Annotated in this window: 14 protein-coding genes and 1 tRNA gene; 8 read left to right on the forward strand and 7 right to left on the reverse strand. The window is 70.9% G+C overall.

All coding sequences use genetic code 11. The features are described from left to right. The 5 genes from ACZ6O0_RS33685 to ACZ6O0_RS33705 form a co-directional block, all read right to left on the reverse strand. Nucleotides 1-4,074 (reverse strand): AMP-binding protein (locus tag ACZ6O0_RS33685; RefSeq protein ID WP_465769068.1); only part of this gene is annotated, 4,074 nt, incomplete at its 3' end. Between the two features lie 424 nt (nucleotides 4,075-4,498). Beyond that, complete coding sequence (locus ACZ6O0_RS33690) at nucleotides 4,499-5,092, reverse strand: hypothetical protein (protein WP_465769069.1); 594 nt, start codon at nucleotides 5,090-5,092, stop codon at nucleotides 4,499-4,501. Nucleotides 5,093-5,122: 30 nt separating this feature from the next. Then, nucleotides 5,123-5,194 (reverse strand) — tRNA-Val (locus tag ACZ6O0_RS33695). 21 nt (nucleotides 5,195-5,215) lie between these two features. Next, nucleotides 5,216-5,677, reverse strand: a complete 462-nt coding sequence (locus ACZ6O0_RS33700) for a peroxiredoxin (protein WP_465769070.1) — start codon at nucleotides 5,675-5,677, stop codon at nucleotides 5,216-5,218. A 1-nt stretch (nucleotide 5,678) separates the two neighbouring features. Next, a complete protein-coding gene (locus tag ACZ6O0_RS33705) occupies nucleotides 5,679-6,122 on the reverse strand; it encodes a DUF3052 domain-containing protein (protein WP_465769071.1) in 444 nt (147 codons plus the stop codon). A 296-nt stretch (nucleotides 6,123-6,418) separates the two neighbouring features. Here ACZ6O0_RS33705 and aceE point away from each other — a divergent pair, with 296 nt between their 5' ends. From aceE to ACZ6O0_RS33730, 5 genes are all read left to right on the forward strand, one after another. Continuing rightward, nucleotides 6,419-9,148, forward strand: a complete 2,730-nt coding sequence (aceE, locus tag ACZ6O0_RS33710) for a pyruvate dehydrogenase (acetyl-transferring), homodimeric type (protein ID WP_465769253.1) — start codon at nucleotides 6,419-6,421, stop codon at nucleotides 9,146-9,148. Nucleotides 9,149-9,289: 141 nt separating this feature from the next. After that, nucleotides 9,290-9,595 carry a hypothetical protein gene (locus ACZ6O0_RS33715; protein ID WP_465769072.1) on the forward strand — a complete coding sequence of 102 codons (306 nt, stop codon included), beginning with the start codon at nucleotides 9,290-9,292 and terminating at the stop codon, nucleotides 9,593-9,595. Beyond that, nucleotides 9,592-10,677 carry a flavin-containing monooxygenase gene (locus ACZ6O0_RS33720; RefSeq protein WP_465769073.1) on the forward strand — a complete coding sequence of 362 codons (1,086 nt, stop codon included), beginning with the start codon at nucleotides 9,592-9,594 and terminating at the stop codon, nucleotides 10,675-10,677. Before ACZ6O0_RS33715 ends, ACZ6O0_RS33720 begins: the two co-directional genes overlap by 4 nt. A 34-nt stretch (nucleotides 10,678-10,711) precedes the next feature. Next, nucleotides 10,712-12,328 carry a helix-turn-helix transcriptional regulator gene (locus ACZ6O0_RS33725; RefSeq protein ID WP_465769074.1) on the forward strand — a complete coding sequence of 539 codons (1,617 nt, stop codon included), beginning with the start codon at nucleotides 10,712-10,714 and terminating at the stop codon, nucleotides 12,326-12,328. Between the two features lie 74 nt (nucleotides 12,329-12,402). Then, entirely contained in the window at nucleotides 12,403-12,936 is a 534-nt protein-coding gene (locus ACZ6O0_RS33730; RefSeq protein WP_465769075.1) for a hypothetical protein, read from the forward strand. Here ACZ6O0_RS33730 and ACZ6O0_RS33735 read toward each other — a convergent pair. Then, complete coding sequence (locus ACZ6O0_RS33735; RefSeq protein ID WP_465769076.1) at nucleotides 12,902-13,912, reverse strand: pirin family protein; 1,011 nt, start codon at nucleotides 13,910-13,912, stop codon at nucleotides 12,902-12,904. The genes ACZ6O0_RS33730 and ACZ6O0_RS33735 overlap by 35 nt on opposite strands. After that, nucleotides 13,909-14,952: a PHP domain-containing protein gene (locus tag ACZ6O0_RS33740; protein WP_465769077.1), complete on the reverse strand. Its 1,044-nt coding sequence runs from the start codon at nucleotides 14,950-14,952 to the stop codon at nucleotides 13,909-13,911. Before ACZ6O0_RS33740 ends, ACZ6O0_RS33735 begins: the two co-directional genes overlap by 4 nt. Before the next feature lie 56 nt (nucleotides 14,953-15,008). Here ACZ6O0_RS33740 and ACZ6O0_RS33745 point away from each other — a divergent pair, with 56 nt between their 5' ends. From ACZ6O0_RS33745 to ACZ6O0_RS33755, 3 genes are all read left to right on the forward strand, one after another. Continuing rightward, nucleotides 15,009-16,211, forward strand: coding sequence for a PucR family transcriptional regulator (locus ACZ6O0_RS33745; RefSeq protein WP_465769078.1), 1,203 nt, complete (start codon nucleotides 15,009-15,011; stop codon nucleotides 16,209-16,211). Nucleotides 16,212-16,289: 78 nt separating this feature from the next. Beyond that, complete coding sequence (locus ACZ6O0_RS33750) at nucleotides 16,290-17,483, forward strand: acyltransferase domain-containing protein (protein ID WP_465769079.1); 1,194 nt, start codon at nucleotides 16,290-16,292, stop codon at nucleotides 17,481-17,483. Continuing rightward, nucleotides 17,480-18,475 carry a beta-ketoacyl-ACP synthase III gene (locus ACZ6O0_RS33755; protein WP_465769080.1) on the forward strand — a complete coding sequence of 332 codons (996 nt, stop codon included), beginning with the start codon at nucleotides 17,480-17,482 and terminating at the stop codon, nucleotides 18,473-18,475. Before ACZ6O0_RS33750 ends, ACZ6O0_RS33755 begins: the two co-directional genes overlap by 4 nt. The last annotated feature ends 73 nt before the right edge of the window (nucleotides 18,476-18,548 follow it).

Raw genomic sequence — 18,548 nt, forward strand, 5'->3', positions numbered from 1 at the left:
AGCCAGGCCCGTCTCGTCCTCCGCGGCCAGGCCCGTCTCGTCCTCCGCGGCCAGGCCCGTCTCGTCCTCCGCGGCCAGGCCCGTCTCGTCCTCCGCGGCCAGGCCCGTCTCGTCCTCCGCAGCCGGGGCCGGCTCGCCGTCCGCAGCCACCTCCGGCTTCGGCTTGGCCTCCGCGACAACCTCAGCCACCGCCGGGTCAGCCGACTCCGAGTCTGCCTCGACCCGTGCAGCCGGGTCCACCTCGGCCACCTCGTCTTGCGCAGGCGCTCCGGTTTGCGCCGCGTCATCTGCGTCCGGCGTCGCCTCCGCAGACACCTTCGGCGCGGCCTTGGCGTCCGCTTCTCCCTCGGTCACCGCCACGGCAGGCGTAGCCGACTCCGAGCGGGCCTCGGCCTGACCAGCCGACTCCACCTCTGCCGCCGCCTCGGTTGGCGCAGACGACCCGGCGTCCGCAGCTGCGTCCTGCGTGGCCTCGACCTCAGCCCCGGTCTGGTCAGCCGACTGCGCGTGCGCCTCGTCCGCCGCGCCCGACGTCGCCTGGGCGTCCGCAGCCACCTCCGGCGCGGACTCGCCGCCTTCCGCAAGTTCAGCCACGTCCTGCGCAGCCGGCTCTACCTCGACCGCCGCCTCGGTTGACGCAGGCGAGTCGGGGTGTGCCTCGTCCTCCGCAGACGGCGTTGCCTCGGCTTGCGCCTGTACCTCCGACTCGGGCTCGACGTCTGCCGCGACCTCAGCCGCGGTCGGGGCAGCCGACTCCACCTCTGCCGCCGCCTCGGTTGACGCAGGCGAGTCGGGGTCCGCAGCAGGCTCGGCCTCGGCGTCTGCCGCGGGCTCGGGCTCGGCGCCTGCCGCGGGCTCGGGCTCGGCGCCTGCCGCGGGCTCGGGCTCGGCGTCTGACGGGGGCTCAGGCTCGGACTCGACGTCTGCCGCGGCCTCAGCCACGGTCGGGTCGGTCGCATGAGCCAGCTCCGCCTGCGCCTCGTCGTGTGCGGTCGGCGTCGCGTCGGCGTCCGGGGCTACCTCTGGTGCGGGCTCGGCGATTGCTGCGGCCTCGGACGGTGCGAAGGCGTCCGGCTCCGGTCCAACCTGTGCAGCCGAGTCCGCCTCAGCGGCCGCGTCGGTCGGTGCAGGCGACTCCGGGTGCACCTCGTCGTGCGCCGTCGGCTCGTCCTCCTGTACCGCCTCGGACTCGAGTTGTGCGGTCGGCTGCAGGTCCGGCTCGGTCGGGTCGGCGGCTGCATGAGCTGGCTCGGAGTCGCCGTCGTGGATGGCCGGGTCAGGCTGGGTGGCCTGGTCGGCTGGCTCAGCCTGAGTGGCCGGGTCCTCGTCAGGCGCGGACTGCGGCTCGAGTTCGGCGGCACGCTGCGGCTCGGGCGCCGGCAGCTCGGCCTCCTCAGGCTCCGCGGCCCGCTCGGGCTCCGCGGCCCGCTCGGGCTCCGCGGCCGGTTCGAGCTCCGCGGGCAGCTCGGCGGCCTGGTCGGTCCGTGGGGCCTCGGCGGCCACTGGTTCCGCCCTTGGCTCAGGCTCGGCGGTTGGCTCGGCGGCTTGTTCGGCTGCGGGCTGGGTGTTCTCGGGTGCCTTGGCCTCGTGGGGTGCGGGCTGCTGCTCGGCTGCGGGGTCTGCGTCCGGGGTGGGCTCGGCTTGGACGGGCTCGGGGTCTGCTTCGATCCGGGTGAGGATCTGGGTGTCCGGCTCCGGCGACGGGTCGGGCTCAGGGAGCTCAGCTGTCTGCTCGGTGGGGGCTGGCTCGGTGTGCTCAGCTGCGGGCTCGGGCTTCTCGTGGGCGTCTGCTGTTGAGGGCTCGGGAGCCTGGTGGCCTGCGGGGTCGGCGAGTTCGGCGGCCTCGGGCTCGGCTGAGGTGGGCGCAGATGCCGGGTGCTCCACCGGGGCGGGCGCGGCCTCAGGGTCGGTGGACGCGGGCTGGGACGGGGTGTCCGCGACGCGCGCAGAGCCGGTGGGCGAGGACGCCGGGTGCTCCACCGGGGCGGGCGCGGCTTCAGGATCGGCGGAGGCCGGTGCGGCTTCAGGCTCGGCGGAGGCCGGTGCGGTCTCAGGCTCGGCGGAGGCGGGTGCGGCCTCAGGGTCGGCCGAGGCAGGGCCGGCGGTGTCGGCGGAGCTGGGGCGGGCGCCGAGGGTGGGGCGTTGGGGTGGGGTGGGGATGGATTGCTGGAGGGTGCGTTTCCAGGCTAGGCGGACGACGGGGAGTTCGGTGGTGCGTTCGGAGGGGTCCTCGTCGGCCGAACGGGCGGTGGAGGGGCCTTCGCCGGTGGGGCCGGAGTCGGAGGTGGCGCCGGCGGGTTCTATGTGGGGGCCGTGGGCGGGCTCCAGGGTGCCGTCGATCCAGCGTTGTTTGAGGAGGGGGCGGAGGATCTTGCCGCCGGGGGTGGTGGGGAAGTCGCGGCGCGGGACGCCGACGACCTCGGCGGCCAGGCCGAGGCGGCCCTGGATCAGGCTGCGGATGCCCTGGTCCATGCCGGGGATCGACTCCGGCGTGAGCGCGTAGAAGACGACCAGGCGGTCGGTGCCGGTCTCCGCGTCGGCGACGCCGCAGGCCGCGATCAGGCCGTGTTCGGCGCCGACGACCGTCGCGGCGACGGTCTCGATGTCGTGGGCGTAGTACAGCTTGCCGGACATGATGATGCGTTCGCTGTCCCGGCCGGTGATGACCACCTGCCCGCCGGTGATGAAGCCCTGGTCGCCGGTCGCGAGCCACTTGCGGGCCGGCCAGTTGCCGATCGGGAACGCGGCCCGGTCCGCCTCCAGGTTGCCCAGGTAGCCCGGCGTGACCCGGGCCGACGCGACCTGCAACTGCCCGATCCGGCCCTCGGGCAGGACGGCGCCGTTCGGGGCGACGATCCGTACCGTCGTCCCCGGCGCCGGCGCGCCCACCGACACCAGGCTCAGCACGCCCGGCGCCTCGGCGCGCGCCTTCCCCGGCCGCGCGACCGCGACCTTCCCCGACGAAGGCCGCTGGTCGACCCACTCGACCACTCCGGTCGGGGGGATCCGGACGCGGTGCACGTTCGGTGTCAGGCCGGGCCGGGCGAACGTGATCCCGGTGACCGTCTCGGTCATCCCCCACGCCGCGACGAACGTCTCGGGTACGACGCCGAACCGGTTCGTCACCCGCAGGAACTCCGACATGACCGGCACGGTGATCTGCTCGCCACCGCTGACCAGACTGCGAAGCGCGGACAGGTCCCAGTGCCGGTCCGGCTCCCCCGCGATCGCCTGCGTCGCGAGCCGGTAGCCGAAGTTCGGCGACCAGGAGTGGTTGACCCGGTGCTGGTCCATCAGGTCGAGCCAGCGCAGCGGGTTCGCCAGCACCCAGTCGGTGTTCACGTGGATGTTCGTGCAACCGGTGAACACGGGCAGCAGGTGGTACAGCAGGAAGGCGCCGCTCTGGTCCAGCGGCAGCCAGTTGAGCGTGGTCTGACCGGGCCGCACCGGCAGCATCGCCGGCGTCCCCGCGGCGAACTCGACCAGCCCGCGATGCGTGAGCTGCACGATCTTCGGCGTACCGGTGCTGCCGGACGACATCATCAGTACGGCGATGTCGTCGGCGGCCGGCCGGTGGAAGTCCGAGGTCGGCTCGTGGCCGGCCATCGCGTCCGGGTCGAGGACGGGCAGGCCGAGGTCGTTCGGCAGGTCGGACGGGCGGCCGATCAGGACGGTCCAGCCGAGCAGGTCGGTGATCTTGCGGAGCCGCTCGCGGCCGGCCTCGGACCGGTCGCCGTCGGGGCTCGGGGCGACGAGCAGCGGCCGGATCCCGCCGAGGGTGCAGGCCCAGAACGCGGCGAAGAACCCGACCGGTTCGGTGCAGTGCACGACCGCGGGGTCTCCCGCGCGGACGCCGTTCGCCCGCAGGCCGGCCAGGATCCGGGCGGCCAGCTCGAGCAGGGTCGGGAAGTCGAGCTTGGTCTCGCGGCCGTCCGGGCCGATCTCGACCACGCCGGCGCCGCCGAAGTCACGGGCGGCCCGCAGCAGCGCGCTCGGGAGGTCGCGCGGGTACCCGGCGGGAATCATCAGGGCCGGCCCGGTGCTGATCGCCGGCCGGTCCACACTGCTTCTCACCACGCCGATGCCACCACCGGGGGGAGGGGTACGGCGTCACGCGCACACGTCACCGGGAGGAGGGGTACGGCGTCACGCGGGCACGTCACCGGAACAACGGTGGCGCCAGCCAGGTGGCGACCCACGGACACGCGCCTCCCCAACTGGACGGAGCCGGGTCAGGGCACACCCGTCTCGCTCTCACCGACGACAAGCCCCGTTTTCCGCCTGCCGGACGATGCCGTGTCCGGGCGCACCCGGTGCGTCATCGCGCCGACCGACAGCCGTGAACCCTACCAGCCGCGACCCGCCCTGGAGGAGTCCGTTCTCACCAGCCGACAGTTAAGAATTCGGCTGACCGCCACCACTGTGGACAACGACGCTCATGGCCTGCGGATACGCCCGATCGGCAGACCGTCCGCTCACCGGAAACCCACTGCCGCCGTCAACCGCGCAGTGCGGCGTCGATCCGATCCAAACCGTCACCCCAGGGCCGCGCCGGTACGACGGGGAGTCCGGCTGCACGCGCCTGTTCGACCAGCCGCTTGTTGACCTCGACGCTGACCCGAGCCCGATGCCGCTGCTCTCCGTGCTCGGGCTCGCGGGCCAGAAAGTTCGCGACGATCTGGTCCTCGTCGGACTCCTCCAGGACGAACGCGCGAACACCCCCGCCGAAACCGAGGGCCAAGCTGGGCAGCAGCACATCACTCTCGAGGACGACAGCCGTCCGGCTGTCGACATGGTCAGCGACAACAGCCCGATACGCGACCTGCACAGACTCAGCGGCCGCAAGGTGCAGGTCGGCCGTCTTCGCGGGCGACCAGCTGCCGGTCTCCGGATGGGTGTCCCAGTAGTGCAGCAACGGCTGCTGTTCGGGCGTCGTGAGAGCTTTCAGCGCCGTGTGGATGTCGTCGGCCTCGCCGAGTGGGACCCCGTAGCGCGAGGCCAGCCGCACCGCGACCGACGTCTTACCGATCCCGGCCGCGCCGCACAGCAGCGTCACAGTCCAGGAGGGCGGCGCACCAGCAGCCTTGGTCATAGCACCGAATTGTCCGACGGCGACCTGTTGTGGGCGAAGAGGGGATCGAACCCCCGACATCTTCCTTGTAAGGGAAGCGCTCTACCGCTGAGCTATCCGCCCGGATCAAACGACCGCAGGAGTCTACCCGAGGTTCAGGCTTGCCAGTGCCTCCGCGTAGTCGTCGGGGTTGCGCGCCTCGGGGATCGCGTTGACGACGGACCAGCGGATCAGGCCGGCCCGGTCCACCACGAAGGTGCCGCGGACGGCGCAACCCCGCTCGGAGTCGAAGACGCCGTACGCCGACGCGATCGACCCGTGCGGCCAGAAGTCGGTGAGCAGGCTGAACCCGAGGTTCTGGGCGTCGGCATATGCGCGCAGCGTGAACATCGGATCGCACGAGATCGCCAGGAACTCGGCCGCCTCGAGCAAGTCCGGCCGGTCCCGCAGCGCGGCCAGCTCACTCGTGCAGACCTGACTGAAGGCATACGGGTAGAACACCAGTACGACGTCCCGCCGGCCGCTGAAGTCGCTCAGCCGGACCTGTTCGCCGTACTGGTTGCGGGCGGTGAAGTCGGGTGCCCGGCTGCCGACGGCAGCGGCCACCTCAGCCTCGGCGGCCCGACTTCGGCACCACCAGTTTGGTGGCCGACCAGTCGTCGGTGACGCTCAGCGTGCTGGTCGTGGCCAGGCCGGCGACCGGAGCGGCCTCGGCGATGTCACTGGTCTCCACGTAGCCGTCGCGGCCGACCTTGGGGGTCAGCAGCCACACGACACCGCCGGCCTTCAGGTCGGTGAGGATGTCGAAGAAGGCGTCGACCAGGTCTCCGTCGTCCTCGCGGAACCAGAGCAGTACGACGTCGACGACCTCGTCGGTCTCGTCGTCGACGAAGGCTTCCCCGGTGATTTCCCGGATCGCATCGCGGAGCTCGTCGCTGCAGTCGTCGTCGTACCCGATCTCCTGAACGACCCAGCCGGCCTCCAGGCCGAGCCGGGACGCCATGTTCGGCACCCCGCTCTTGCCGTCCGCGTGGTCCGCGGTCGCGCTCACGTGTCCTCCTCCGTGGTCCCCGCTTGCCCGGGGGTAGGTTTCAGTAGCGATAGTCCATCGTGACGTACCGCGTCGCGCAAGTATGCACCAGGGATCCGTGACGTGTCCGGTATCCGCGGGGTGGGTACTGTCCGTGTCCGCTCAGATCACGCGTGGACGACCGGATTCGGGCGCCTGTGGAAGGCGAAGTAGAACGCATTCCGAACAGGTGACAGGATTGCGGTGAAGACAACCAGAGAGAACGGCAGGACACCGTGGCTTCCGGACACGAACCACCAGCCATCATCACCGAGGGGATGCCCACCCAGCTCCCCGACATCGACCCCGACGAGACACGGGAGTGGGTCGAATCGCTCGACGCGGTCCTGGACGAACGGGGCAAGGCGCGAGCGCGCTACCTGATGCTCAAGCTGATCGAGCGGGCCCGGGAGCGACAGGTCGGGGTGCCCGCGCTGCGGAGCACCGACTACATCAACTCGATCCCGCCCGAGCGGGAGCCGTGGTTCCCCGGCGACGAGCACATCGAGCGCCGGATCCGGGCCTTCATCCGGTGGAACGCGGCGGTGATGGTGAGCAAGGCCAACCGCAAGGGCCTCGAGGTCGGCGGCCACATCGCCACCTACCAGTCCGCGGCCAGCCTGTACGAGGTCGGTTTCAACCACTTCTTCCGCGGCAAGGACCACCCCGGCGGCGGCGACCAGATCTTCATCCAGGGTCACGCCTCCCCCGGCATGTACGCGCGGGCGTTCCTCGAGGGCCGGCTGTCGGCCGACCAGCTGGACGGCTTCCGCCAGGAGGTGTCCCGCGGTCCGCACAACGGCCTCTCGTCGTACCCGCACCCGCGGTTGATGCCGGACTTCTGGGAGTTCCCGACTGTCTCGATGGGTCTGGCCGCGCTCAACTCGATCTACCAGGCCCGCTTCAACCGGTACCTGCACCACCGCGGGATCAAGGACACCAGCCAGCAGCACGTCTGGGCCTTCCTCGGTGACGGCGAGATGGGTGAGCCGGAGTCGCTCGGCGCGATCGGCCTGGCCGCGCGCGAGGAGCTGGACAACCTCACCTTCGTGATCAACTGCAACCTGCAGCAGCTGGACGGCCCGGTCCGTGGCAACGGCAAGGTGATCCAGGAGCTGGAGGCGTTCTTCCGCGGTGCCGGGTGGAACGTGATCAAGGTGATCTGGGGCCGGGAGTGGGACAGCCTGCTCGCCCAGGACCACGACGGCGCGCTGGTGAACAAGATGAACACCACGCCGGACGGCCAGTTCCAGACCTACTCGGTCGAGTCCGGTGAGTACATCCGGAACAACTTCTTCGGCGGCGACCAGCGGCTGCAGCAGATGGTCAGCAAGCTGTCCGACGAGGACCTGCGCAAGCTGCCGCGCGGCGGTCACGACTACCGCAAGGTGTACGCCGCGTTCAAGAGCGCGACCGAGCACGTCGGGCAGCCGACGGTGATCCTGGCCCAGACCATCAAGGGCTGGACGATCGAGGCGCTGGAGGGCCGCAACGCGACCCACCAGATGAAGAAGCTGACCTCGGACGACCTGAAGGCGTTCCGCGACCGGCTCTACCTGCCGATCGAGGACTCCGCGCTGGAGGACGCGTACAACCCGCCGTACTTCCACCCCGGCACCGACTCGCCGGAGTACCAGTACATGATGGATCGGCGCAAGCAGCTCGGCGGTTCGCTGCCGGAGCGCCGGGTCAGCCCGAAGACCTCGCTCAAGCTTCCTGGTGACGACGTCTACAAGCCGCTCAGCAAGGGCAGCAACGGGCCGGTCGCGACCACGATGGCGCTGGTCCGGCTGTTCCGGGACCTGATGAAGGACCCGGAGATCGGCGCCCGGATCGTCCCGATCGCCCCCGACGAGTACCGCACGTTCGGCATGGACTCGATGTTCCCGACGGCCAAGATCTACAACCCGCACGGGCAGACCTACGAGGCCGTCGACCGCGCGCTGCTGCTGTCGTGGAAGGAGTCCGAGCAGGGTCAACTGCTGCACGAGGGCATCAGCGAGGCCGGCGCGATGGGCTCGATGATCGCGGCGGGTACGGCGTACGCCACCCACGGCGAGCCGATGATCCCGTTCTACATCTTCTACTCGATGTTCGGGTTCCAGCGGACCGGTGACTCGCTCTGGGCGCTCGGCGACCAGCTCGGCCGAGGCTTCCTGGTCGGCGCGACCGCCGGGCGTACGACGCTGACCGGTGAGGGACTGCAGCACGCCGACGGCCACTCGCCGCTGCTCGCCTCGACCAACCCGGCGGCCGTGCACTACGACCCGGGCTTCGCCTACGAGGTCGCGTACATCGTGAAGGACGGCCTGCGCCGGATGTACGGGTACGGCCTGGACAAGGACAAGCCGTTCGGTGAGGACGTCTTCTACTACCTCACCGTCTACAACGAGCCCGTCCCGCAGCCGGCCGAGCCGGAGAACCTCGACGTCGCGGGCCTGCTCAAGGGCATGTACCGCTTCAACGAGTACGAGACCGCCGAGGGCGACGACGTACCGCGGGTGCAGCTGCTCGGGTCCGGTGTCGCGCTGCCGTGGGTGCGCAAGGCCCAGGAGATCCTCGCCGAGGAGTACTCGGTGGCCGCCGACATCTGGTCGGTGACCTCGTGGAACGAGCTGCGCCGGGACGCGATCGCGGCCGAGCAGCACAACCTGCTGCACCCGGACGAGCCGGAGCAGGTGCCGTTCGTCACCGAGCAGCTGAAGGACACCAAGGGCCCGGTGGTCGCGGTCAGCGACTTCATGCGCGCGGTGCAGGACCAGATCTCCCGCTGGGTGCCGAACGACTACACCTCGCTCGGGACCGACGGCTGGGGCCTGGCCGACACCCGGGCCGCGGCCCGGCGCCACTTCCAGGTGGACGCCGAGTCGATCGTCGTCGCGACGCTGGAGATCCTGGCCAAGCGCGGTGACGTCAAGCCGGAGGTCGCCGCCGAGGCCGCCCGCAAGTACCGCATCGACGACCCGACCGCGGTCGCCGGCGTGAAGCAGGAGGGCGCCGGCGCCTGACGCCGCCCGCCCGCACAGGCCCCTGGACCAGCCGGTCCGGGGGCCTGTCGCTTGCTACGACAAACCTCGTACGTACGTCCGCGGGCGAGTTGCGCATTCCGTCCGACGCGGTGGGGGTGCCCGGGTTCCTACCGTCGAGGCATGACTGGCGCAAGTGTTGCTCTGCTCGCGGGGATGGTGTCCACCGTCCTGTTCGCGTCGAGCGCCCTGCCGATGGTGGTCAAGGCGATCCGGACCCGCGACCTCGCGTCGTACAGCCCGGCGAACCTCGTCCTGGCCAACGTCGGCAACGCCGTCCACTGCATCTACGTGGTGCACCTGCCGCCAGGACCGATCTGGATCCTGCACGGCTTCTACGTCCTGACGTCCGCGCTGATGCTGCTGTGGTGGTTGCGGTTCCACACCGCGGCGCGCGGCGTCGTAGCTGACGAGCGGAGGCTCGCATGAACACCATCATCATCGGCGCCGGCCAAGCAGGACTCGCGACCGGATACCACCTGCAACGGCTCGGTCAGCCGTTCACGATCCTGGACGGCAACGCCCGCATCGGGGACCAGTGGCGGGCCCAGTGGGACACGCTCAAGCTCTACACCCCGGCCAAGTACGACGGCCTGCCCGGGCTGCCGTTCCCCGGCCACCGGTGGAACTACCCGGGCAAGGACGAGGTCGCCGACTACCTCGAGTCGTACGCCGCTCACTTCAACCTGCCGATCCGGTCGAGCACACCGGTCGACCGGCTGGAACGGGTCAACGGCCACTGGGTCGCGCAGATCGGCAACGAGCGACTCGCGGCCGACAACGTCGTCGTGGCGACCGGCACCTTCGGCCGGACCCCGAGTCTGCCGGATTTCGCCGTCGACCTCGACCCGGCGATCCGGCAACTGCACTCCAGCGAGTACCGCCGGCCCGGCCAGCTGAAGCCGGGACCCGTCCTGGTCGTCGGCGGCTCCCACTCGGGCACGGACATCGCCTACGAGGTCGCGCAGACACACGACACCATCCTGTGCGGGCGCGACCCCGGCCAGCTCCCGGTCCGGCCCGGCAAGCCGGGGCAGTCGCTGTTCTGGCCGGTCTTCCTGTTCGTCGGGCGGCACGTGATCACCCGGCGACTGCCGGTCGCGAACTCGGTGATGGAGGACCTCCGCTTCCGTGGCGGCCCGATGATCCGGGTGAAGCGCGGGGACCTGCTCGCGCGAGGGGTCGAGCGGGTCCACGACCGGGTCACCGGCGTCCAGGACGGCCTGCCGGTGCTGGGCGACGGCCGGACCGTGGAGGTGTCCAACGTGGTCTGGTGCACCGGCTTCCGGCAGGTGTTCGACTGGATCGACGGACCGGTGACCGGCGCGGACGGCTGGCCGCGGGAGTTGCGCGGTGTCGCCGCCGACGCACCGGGCCTGTTCTTCTGCGGCCTGTGCTTCCAGTACGCCTTCAGCTCGATGACGCTGCCCGGTGTCGGCCGGGACGCCGCGTACGTCGCCAAACGCATCGCGGCCCGATCCCGTGCGGACCGGAGTCTTGCCGCCGCCTGACTCCGGGGCGCATGCTCACAGAAGGGGATGGCTGATGGGCATCGTCGAGGATCTGGAGCGCGCCCGGGCGGCCTTCGACCGGCGGGACTGGGCGACGGCGTACGACCGGCTGTCGTCCGCCGCCGAGCTCGGCACCGCTGACCTGCTCACGCTCGCCACCGCGGCGTACCTGGTCGGTGACAACGACGCGTGTATCCGCGCGCTGCAACGCGCGTACCGGCAGGAAGTTGACGACGGCAACGTCCTGGGCGCGGTCAAGGTCGCGTTCTGGCTGGCGCTGGTGCTCAACATCCGCGGCGAGGTCGCCATCGGCCGCGGCTGGGCCGCGCGGGCGGAGCGGTTGCTCGCCGATCAGGGCGACGTGGTCGAGCGTGGATACCTGCTCGTCCACGACTTCTACCGCCGCCTCGACCAGGGCGACTTCGCCGGGGCCAGCCACGTCGGCGCCGAGATCACCGAGGTGGCCCGGCGGTTCGGCGAACCCGATCTGCTCGCCCAGGGCCTGGTCTGTCAGGGCCGGATGCTGATGTACGCCGGTCAGGTGCCGGAGGGACTGGCACTGCTCGACGAAGCGATGGTCGGCGTCGCGGCGGGTGAGCTGTCGCCGATCTTCGCGGGCAACGTGTACTGCGCGATGATCGAGGGCTGCCAGGAGGTCCAGGACTACGACCGGGCCGCGGCCTGGACGGCGGCGCTGACCAGGTGGTGCGACACCCAGCCGGACCTGGTGCCGTTCACCGGGCAGTGCGCCGTACATCGGGGTCAGATCCTGCGGCTGCACGGTGCGTACGGCGAGGCTCTGCAGGAGTACGACGACGCGTGCCGGCGGTACGCGTCGTCAGGTGCGCAGGCCGCGGCCGGGCTGGCCTTGAGCGAACGTGGCGACGTACTACGGATCCGCGGTGAGGTCGCGGCGGCCGAGAAAGCCTACGACGAGGCGGCCGGATTCGGGCACGAGCCTCAGCCGGGACGGGCGCTGTTGCTGCTCGCGCGCGGTCGGACGACGCCAGCGGTCGGAGCGGTACGGCGGTTGCTCGCGGAAACGAACGGACCGGTGCAGCGGTCACGCCTGCTCGCGGGAGCGGCCGAGGTCCTGCTGGCCGACGGGGCTGTCGACGAGGCCGAGCCGGTCGCGGACGAACTGGCGAGTATCGCGGCCGGCTTCGGGTGTGCCGGGTTGCGGGCGTCGGCGGCGTACTGCTCGGCGCTGGTGGCGCTGGAACGTGGTGACCCCGATCGGGCGTTGCCGCAGGCCCGGATCGCGCTGCGGCTGTGGAGTGAACTGCAGGCGCCGTACGAGGTCGCGCGGACGAAGGTGCTGGTCGGGCGGTCGTTCCGGCTGCTCGAGGACGAGGACTCGGCGGTGGCCGAACTCTCTGCCGCGGGCAAGAGCTTCGCCGACCTCGGCGCTGTCCCGGCCCGGCAGGAGGTCGAGAAGTTGCTGCATGTCGGCACCGCGGGCGGTCTCACCGCGCGTGAGTTGGAAGTGCTGCGCCTGGTCGCGGACGGCCGCAGCAACGCGGATATCGCGGAGCGGCTCGTGCTGAGTGACAAGACGGTCGCGCGGCATCTCACGAACATCTTCACCAAGCTCGACGTACCGTCCCGGACCGCGGCGGCGGCGTACGCCCGCGATCACGACCTGCTCTGAAACGCTCGCCGGAGGGATCCCGTTCACTCTCGCGAGTGAGGTGCGGACCGGGTGGCCCGCCGGATGCTCGGACGGTGAACACGACTGAGCGTCCCGTCCCGCGCTGGGCCTACCGCCTGGCTCACATCATCCCGTTGCTCACCCTGCCGTCCGGCTTGTGGCGACTCGGCCTGGTCTTCGGGTCGTCGATGGGTCTCCTCGACGACAACGGCGCGCCCGCCCAGCTCGGCGGCGTCGGCGCCAAGGCGTACGTCGTGGGCCTGACGATCTTCTCCGAGCTGGTCGCCCTGACCGCGCTCGGCCTGGTCCGCCCGTGGGGCGAGGTCGCCCCACGCTGGATCCCGTTCATCGGCGGCCGCCGGGTCGCGCCGTACGCCGCCGTCGTCCCCGCGACCCTCGGCGCGCTGGCGCTGATCGCCCTCTGGACCTATGCCTTCCGCGACGCCTACACCGACCACTTCATCCCGTTCTCCAGCACGGCCTGGAAAGCACTGATGCTCGCCTGCTACACCCCGCTCAACTTCTGGGGCCCGGCCCTCCTCATCCTGACACTGGCCTACCACCGCCGCCGTGTCACCGCGCCCGCGGACGTGGTTTCAGTGCGATAGCGGGCAGGGGTGGAGCGGGCAACGCGTCACCGTCGTAGCCGGAGACCATGGCGAAGCGGTCGTTGCCGTTCGCGGCGATGGCGGACTGCCAGGCGTCGCGGGCGGCCACGATCTCCTCGTGCGAGCGGCCGATGAAGTTCCACCACATCACCAGGTGCTCCTCGAACGGTTCGCCGCCGAGCAGGAGGAAGCGCACACCGTTGCTGGAAGCAACCAAATCGACGGACTGGCGCCCGCCGCCGAGATAGGCCATCTCGCCGAAGCCGGGCGTCAGCTCCCCGACGGAGAGCGAGCCGTCGACGACCAGGACGGCGTACTCGTTCGACGCTGTCAGTGGCAACGACAGCGTGCGCCCGGGCTCGATGGTGATGTCGGCGCCGACGAGCTCGGTGTACGCCGGCGCGGGTGAGGTGACACCGGCGACCGTGCCGATCATCACCGTCCCGCGCGCACCGTCGAACGCGACCGACGGCAGGTCGGCGTACGCGTTGAACGCCGGTGGGACCGTCGTACGCACGGAGTCCGGCAGGGCGACCCACAGCTGGGCACCGTGCAGGACCGGCGGCGCGGTCGGGGTCGAGACCTCCGAGTGCGCGATGCCGTTGCCGGCCGTCATGATGTTGAGCTCGTCCGGCCGCACGAACGCGTGCGATCCCACGCTGTCGCGATGCTCGATCTCGCCCTCGAACAACCAGCTCACCGTCTGCAGACTCGTGTGCGGGTGCGGCGGGACCTGCATCCCCCGCTCCCCCGGTACGTCGTACGAGTCGACCCGGCTGGTGAGGTCCTCCGGTCCGTAGTGGTCGACGAAGCACCAGGCCCCGACCATCCGGCGGTTCTTGTTCGGCAGCAGCCGGCGCACCGTCGTCGTCCGCCCGAGCACGACCTCGCGCGGTTCCAGCAACTCGAGCGTCGGCCCTTCACCCTCCGAACCGTCGCACACGACCTCCGCCGGGTCCTTCTCAAGATCGCTCATGACGCCGTCCATTCCAGCAGTTGCTTCTGGTCCCAGGTGTTGATGACGCGGTCGGGCGTGACGCCGCAGTCCTCGGCGCGCTCGCACCCGTAGACCTGCCAGTCGAGCTGGCCGGGCGCGTGCGCGTCGGTGTCGATGGAGAAGATGCATCCGGTCTCGACCGCCAGCGACAGGAGCCGTTTGGGCGGGTCGAGGCGTTCGGGACGGGAGTTGATCTCGACCGCGGTGCCGAACTGGCGGCACGCCTCGAAGACGACGTCGGCGTCGAAGTCGGACTCCGGCCGGGTGCCGCGGCCGCCGGTGATGAGGCGGCCGGTGCAGTGGCCGAGGATGTCGACGTGCGGGTTCGCGATCGCGCGGACCATCCGCTCGGTCATCGGCTCGGCGGCCATCCGCAGCTTGGAGTGCACGCTGGCGACGACCAGGTCGAGCCGGGCCAGGATCTCGCTGTCGCAGTCCAGCGTGCCGTCCTCCAGGATGTCCACCTCGATCCCGTTCAGGATCGTGAAGCCGTCCAGCTCGGCGCCGAGCTTCTTGTTGAGCTCGGCAACGACCTCGAGCTGCTGCAGCCGGCGCTCGCGGGACAGCCCGTTCGCGACCGTGAGCCGCGCCGAGTGGTCGGTCAACGCCAGGTACTTGTGCCCGAGGCGGTGCGCCGTCCGCGCCATCTCCTCGATCGGGCTGCCGCCGTCGGACCACTCGGAGTGCAGATGCAGGTCGGCCTTCAGCGCCGCGCGCATCGCCGTACCGGCCGTGGTCAGGGCGCCGGCGGCCTCCTCCAGCTTCACCAGGTACGACGGGGTGGCGCCGTCCATCGCCTCGAGGATGACGGACTCGGTCTTCGGCCCGATCCCCGGGAGCTCGGTCAGCGTGCCGGCCCGGCGCCGTGCCCGGACCTCGGCGGCCGGCAGGGCCGCGATGGTGTCGGCCGCGCGCCGATAGGCCTTCACGCGGTGGGTCGGCTGCTGGTCGCGCTCCAGGTAGTACCCGATCGCGCGCAACGCCGCGACCGCCTCCGCCACACCCGCCTTGTCACTCATGCGTCCCATCATGGCGCGCGGGACGGACAGCCGGACATGGGCGTTATGGTCTGGGCGTGGCGAAGAGTGGCAAGGCGCATCTGGCCCGGGCCGAGCGGTTGCAGAACGCGACCGGGGCGCTCGCCACTGCCGCGATGGCGGCGATGGACGCGAACCTGCCGTGGTTCGGCAAGCTGTCCGCGCAGGACCGGTCCTGGATCGGCCTGGTCGCGCAATCCGGGATCTCGGCCTTCGTCGAGTGGTTCCGCGATCCCGGCGCGCACTCGTCGATGCCGACCCGGATCTTCGGCTCGGCGCCGCGCGAGTTCACCCGGGTGATCTCGCTGCACCAGACCGTCGACCTGGTCCGGACCACGATCGAGACGATCGAGGACACCATCGGCGACCTGCTCCCGGCCGACGACGTACCGGTGGTCCGGGACGCGATCCAGCGCTACGCCCGCGAGGTCGCGTTCGCCGCCGCGACGGTCTACGCGCAGGCCGCGGAGATGCGCGGCGCGTGGGACGCCCGGCTCGAAGCACTCCTGGTGGACTCGGTGATCCGCGGCGAGGCGGACGAGTCGGTCCGCTCCCGCGCCTCCGCCCTGGGCTGGTCCGGAGCCGCCGGTACGTCGGGATCCGCCGAGGTCAGCGTGGTGGTCGGACGCGCGCAGACCACCGACGAGAACTCCCACGTGGCCGACGCGCTCCGGCACGCGGCCCGGGAGGCCGGTGCTGACGCTCTGTGCGCGATGCAGGGCGACCGGATGGTGGTGGTACTCGGTGGTACGAGCAAACCTGTGGAGATCGTACAAAAACTCGCCCCTTGGTTTGGACCCGGGCCGATCGTCGTCGGGCCGGTCGTGAAAGATCTGATGGCGGCCGTGACCTCGGCCCGCGCGGCCGTCGCCGGCCTCCGCGCGGCCCCCGCCTGGCCGGGTGCGCCGCGACCGGTCGAGGCCGACGAGCTCCTGCCCGAACGGTCACTCTCCGGAGACGGCCACGCCCGTCGCCAACTGGCCAACGACGTCTACGGCCCACTGACCGTAGGCGATGGTGTACTCCTCGACACTGTTTCGGCCTACCTGGACTCCGGCGGCTCGATCGAGGCGACCGCCCGGGCGATGTTCATCCACGCCAACACCGTCCGGTACCGGCTGAAGCGTGTGGGCGATATCACGGGCTACAACCCGCTGAATCCCCGCGACGCTTTCACACTTCGTGTCGCACTGACGTTGGGCCGCCTCCTCAATCCCGAGCCGGGAAGCGCCGTTTTGTAGGATCCCTACAAGATCGGCCCCGGAGAATTCGTGCTGCTTCCCGGCTCACGAGCGGCCGGGAAGAGGGAGAGTGGACACGTGCTCGTCATCGTCGCGCCCGGTCAGGGCGCCCAGACCCCAGGATTCCTCGAGCCGTGGCTGGCCGATCCCGTCTTCGAGAGCCGGCTGAACTGGCTCTCCGCGGTGGCCGGTCTCGACCTCGCCCACTACGGCACCCAGGCCGACGCGGACACGATCCGGGACACCGCGATCGCGCAGCCGCTGCTGGTCGCGTCCGGCATGCTGGCGGCGCTGGCGGTGATCCCGCACCCGTCCGATGCCTTCGCCAAGGTCGGCGCCGTCGCCGGGCACAGCGTCGGTGAGATCGCGGCGGCCGCCGGCACCGGCGTGCTCAGCGCCGAGCAGGCGATGGTGCTGGTCCGCGAGCGCGGCAAGGCGATGGCGTCGGCCGCCGCGCAGACCGCCACGTCGATGACCGCCGTCCTGGGCGGCGACCGGGACGAGGTTCTGGCCAAGCTGGCCGAGCACGGCCTGACCCCGGCGAACGACAACGGCCCCGGCCAGATCGTCGCCGCCGGCACGGTCGAGGAGCTGGCCGCGCTGGCCGCCGACCCGCCGGCCAAGACCCGGCTGATCCCGCTGTCGGTCGCCGGCGCGTTCCACACCAAGCACATGGAGCCCGCGGTCCAGACGCTGGCGAAGTACGCGACCGCGATCAGCACCCACGACCCGCGGACCCGCCTGATCTCGAACCGGGACGGCCAGGTCGTGCACGACGGCCGGGACGTGCTGCAGCGGCTCGTCACCCAGGTGAACGCGCCCGTCCGCTGGGACCTCTGCATGGAGACGATGGCCGATCTGCAGGTGACCGGCATCCTCGAGCTGCCGCCGGCGGGCACGCTGACCGGCATCGCGCGCCGCGCGCTGAAGGGCGTCGAGACGTTCGCGCTGAAGACGCCGGACCAGCTCGACGACGCCCGCGCGTTCGTCGACAAGCACGGCAGCCCGTCCGAGATCGACGCCTCGCCGACCTGGCGGCTGCTGGTCGCGCCGATGAAGGGCACCTTCACCCGCACCGAGCAGGTGCTCCGCGAATCCGGTGACACGGTCGAGGCCGGCGAGGTGGTCGCGAAGGTGAAGAGCCTGCGCGACGAACTCGACGTGAAGGCCCCGCACGGCGGCATCGTCGTCGAGTGGCTCGTCGAGGAAGGCGACCGGGTCGCCCCCGGTCAGCCGCTGGTCCGCCTGCACCCCAATGGAGGCAACGCATGACCGCCATCACCGCTTCGACCGGTACGCCGTACGCCGGTGTACTCGGCATCGGGTCGTACCGGCCGCGCCGGGTCGTACCGAACTCGGAGATCCTGGAGCAGATCGACTCCAGTGACGAGTGGATCCAGACCCGGTCCGGGATCAAGGAACGCCGCTGGGCCAGCGACGACGAGACCGTGCTGATGATGTCGGTGAACGCGGCCAAGGACGCGCTGAAGGAGTCCGGCCTCGACCCGGCCCAGATCGGCTGCGTCATCGTCGCCACCGTCACGCACCTCTACCAGACCCCGGCGATCGCGACCCGCGTCGCCGTCGAGGTCGGAGCCCCGACCGCGGCCGCGTTCGACATCTCCGCGGCCTGCGCCGGCTTCTGCTACGGCATCGCGATGGCCAACGACATGGTCCGCGGCGGCAGCGCGAAGTACGTACTGGCGATCGGGGTCGAGCGACTCAGCGACATCACCGACCGCACCGACCGCGGTACGGCGTTCATCTTCGCCGACGGCGCGGGCGCCGCAGTGGTCGGGCCGACCGACGAGCCGGGCATCGGCCCGGTGGTGTGGGGCTCCGACGGCACCCAGCACAAGGTCATCAGCCAGAAGGAGTCGTGGCAGGAGGTGTTCGGCAGCTACCAGTGGCCGCACCTCACGATGGACGGCAACCCGGTGTTCCGCTGGGCGTCGTTCGAGATGGCCAAGACCGCGCAGCAGGCGCTCGACGTGGCCGGCGTGAAGGCCGAGGACCTCGACCTGTTCGTGCCGCACCAGGCGAACATGCGGATCACCGACGCGATGCGGCGCGCGCTCAAGCTGCCCGAGCACGTCAAGGTAGCCCGCGACATCGAGCGCCAGGGCAACACCTCGGCGGCGTCGATCCCGCTCGCGATCACCGCGATGCGCGAGGCCGGCGAGGCCAAGAGCGGCGACGTCGCGCTCATCATCGGCTTCGGTGCCGGCCTGGTGTACGCCGCTCAGGTGATCCGGCTCCCGTAGCCCATAGTTGTCCGGGGCGGCTCAGGTGGCCGGCCCGGCTGTAGTCAGCCAGAGAAGATCCGAAAGGGAAACC

Source organism: Kribbella sp. NPDC048837, from assembly GCF_055586945.1.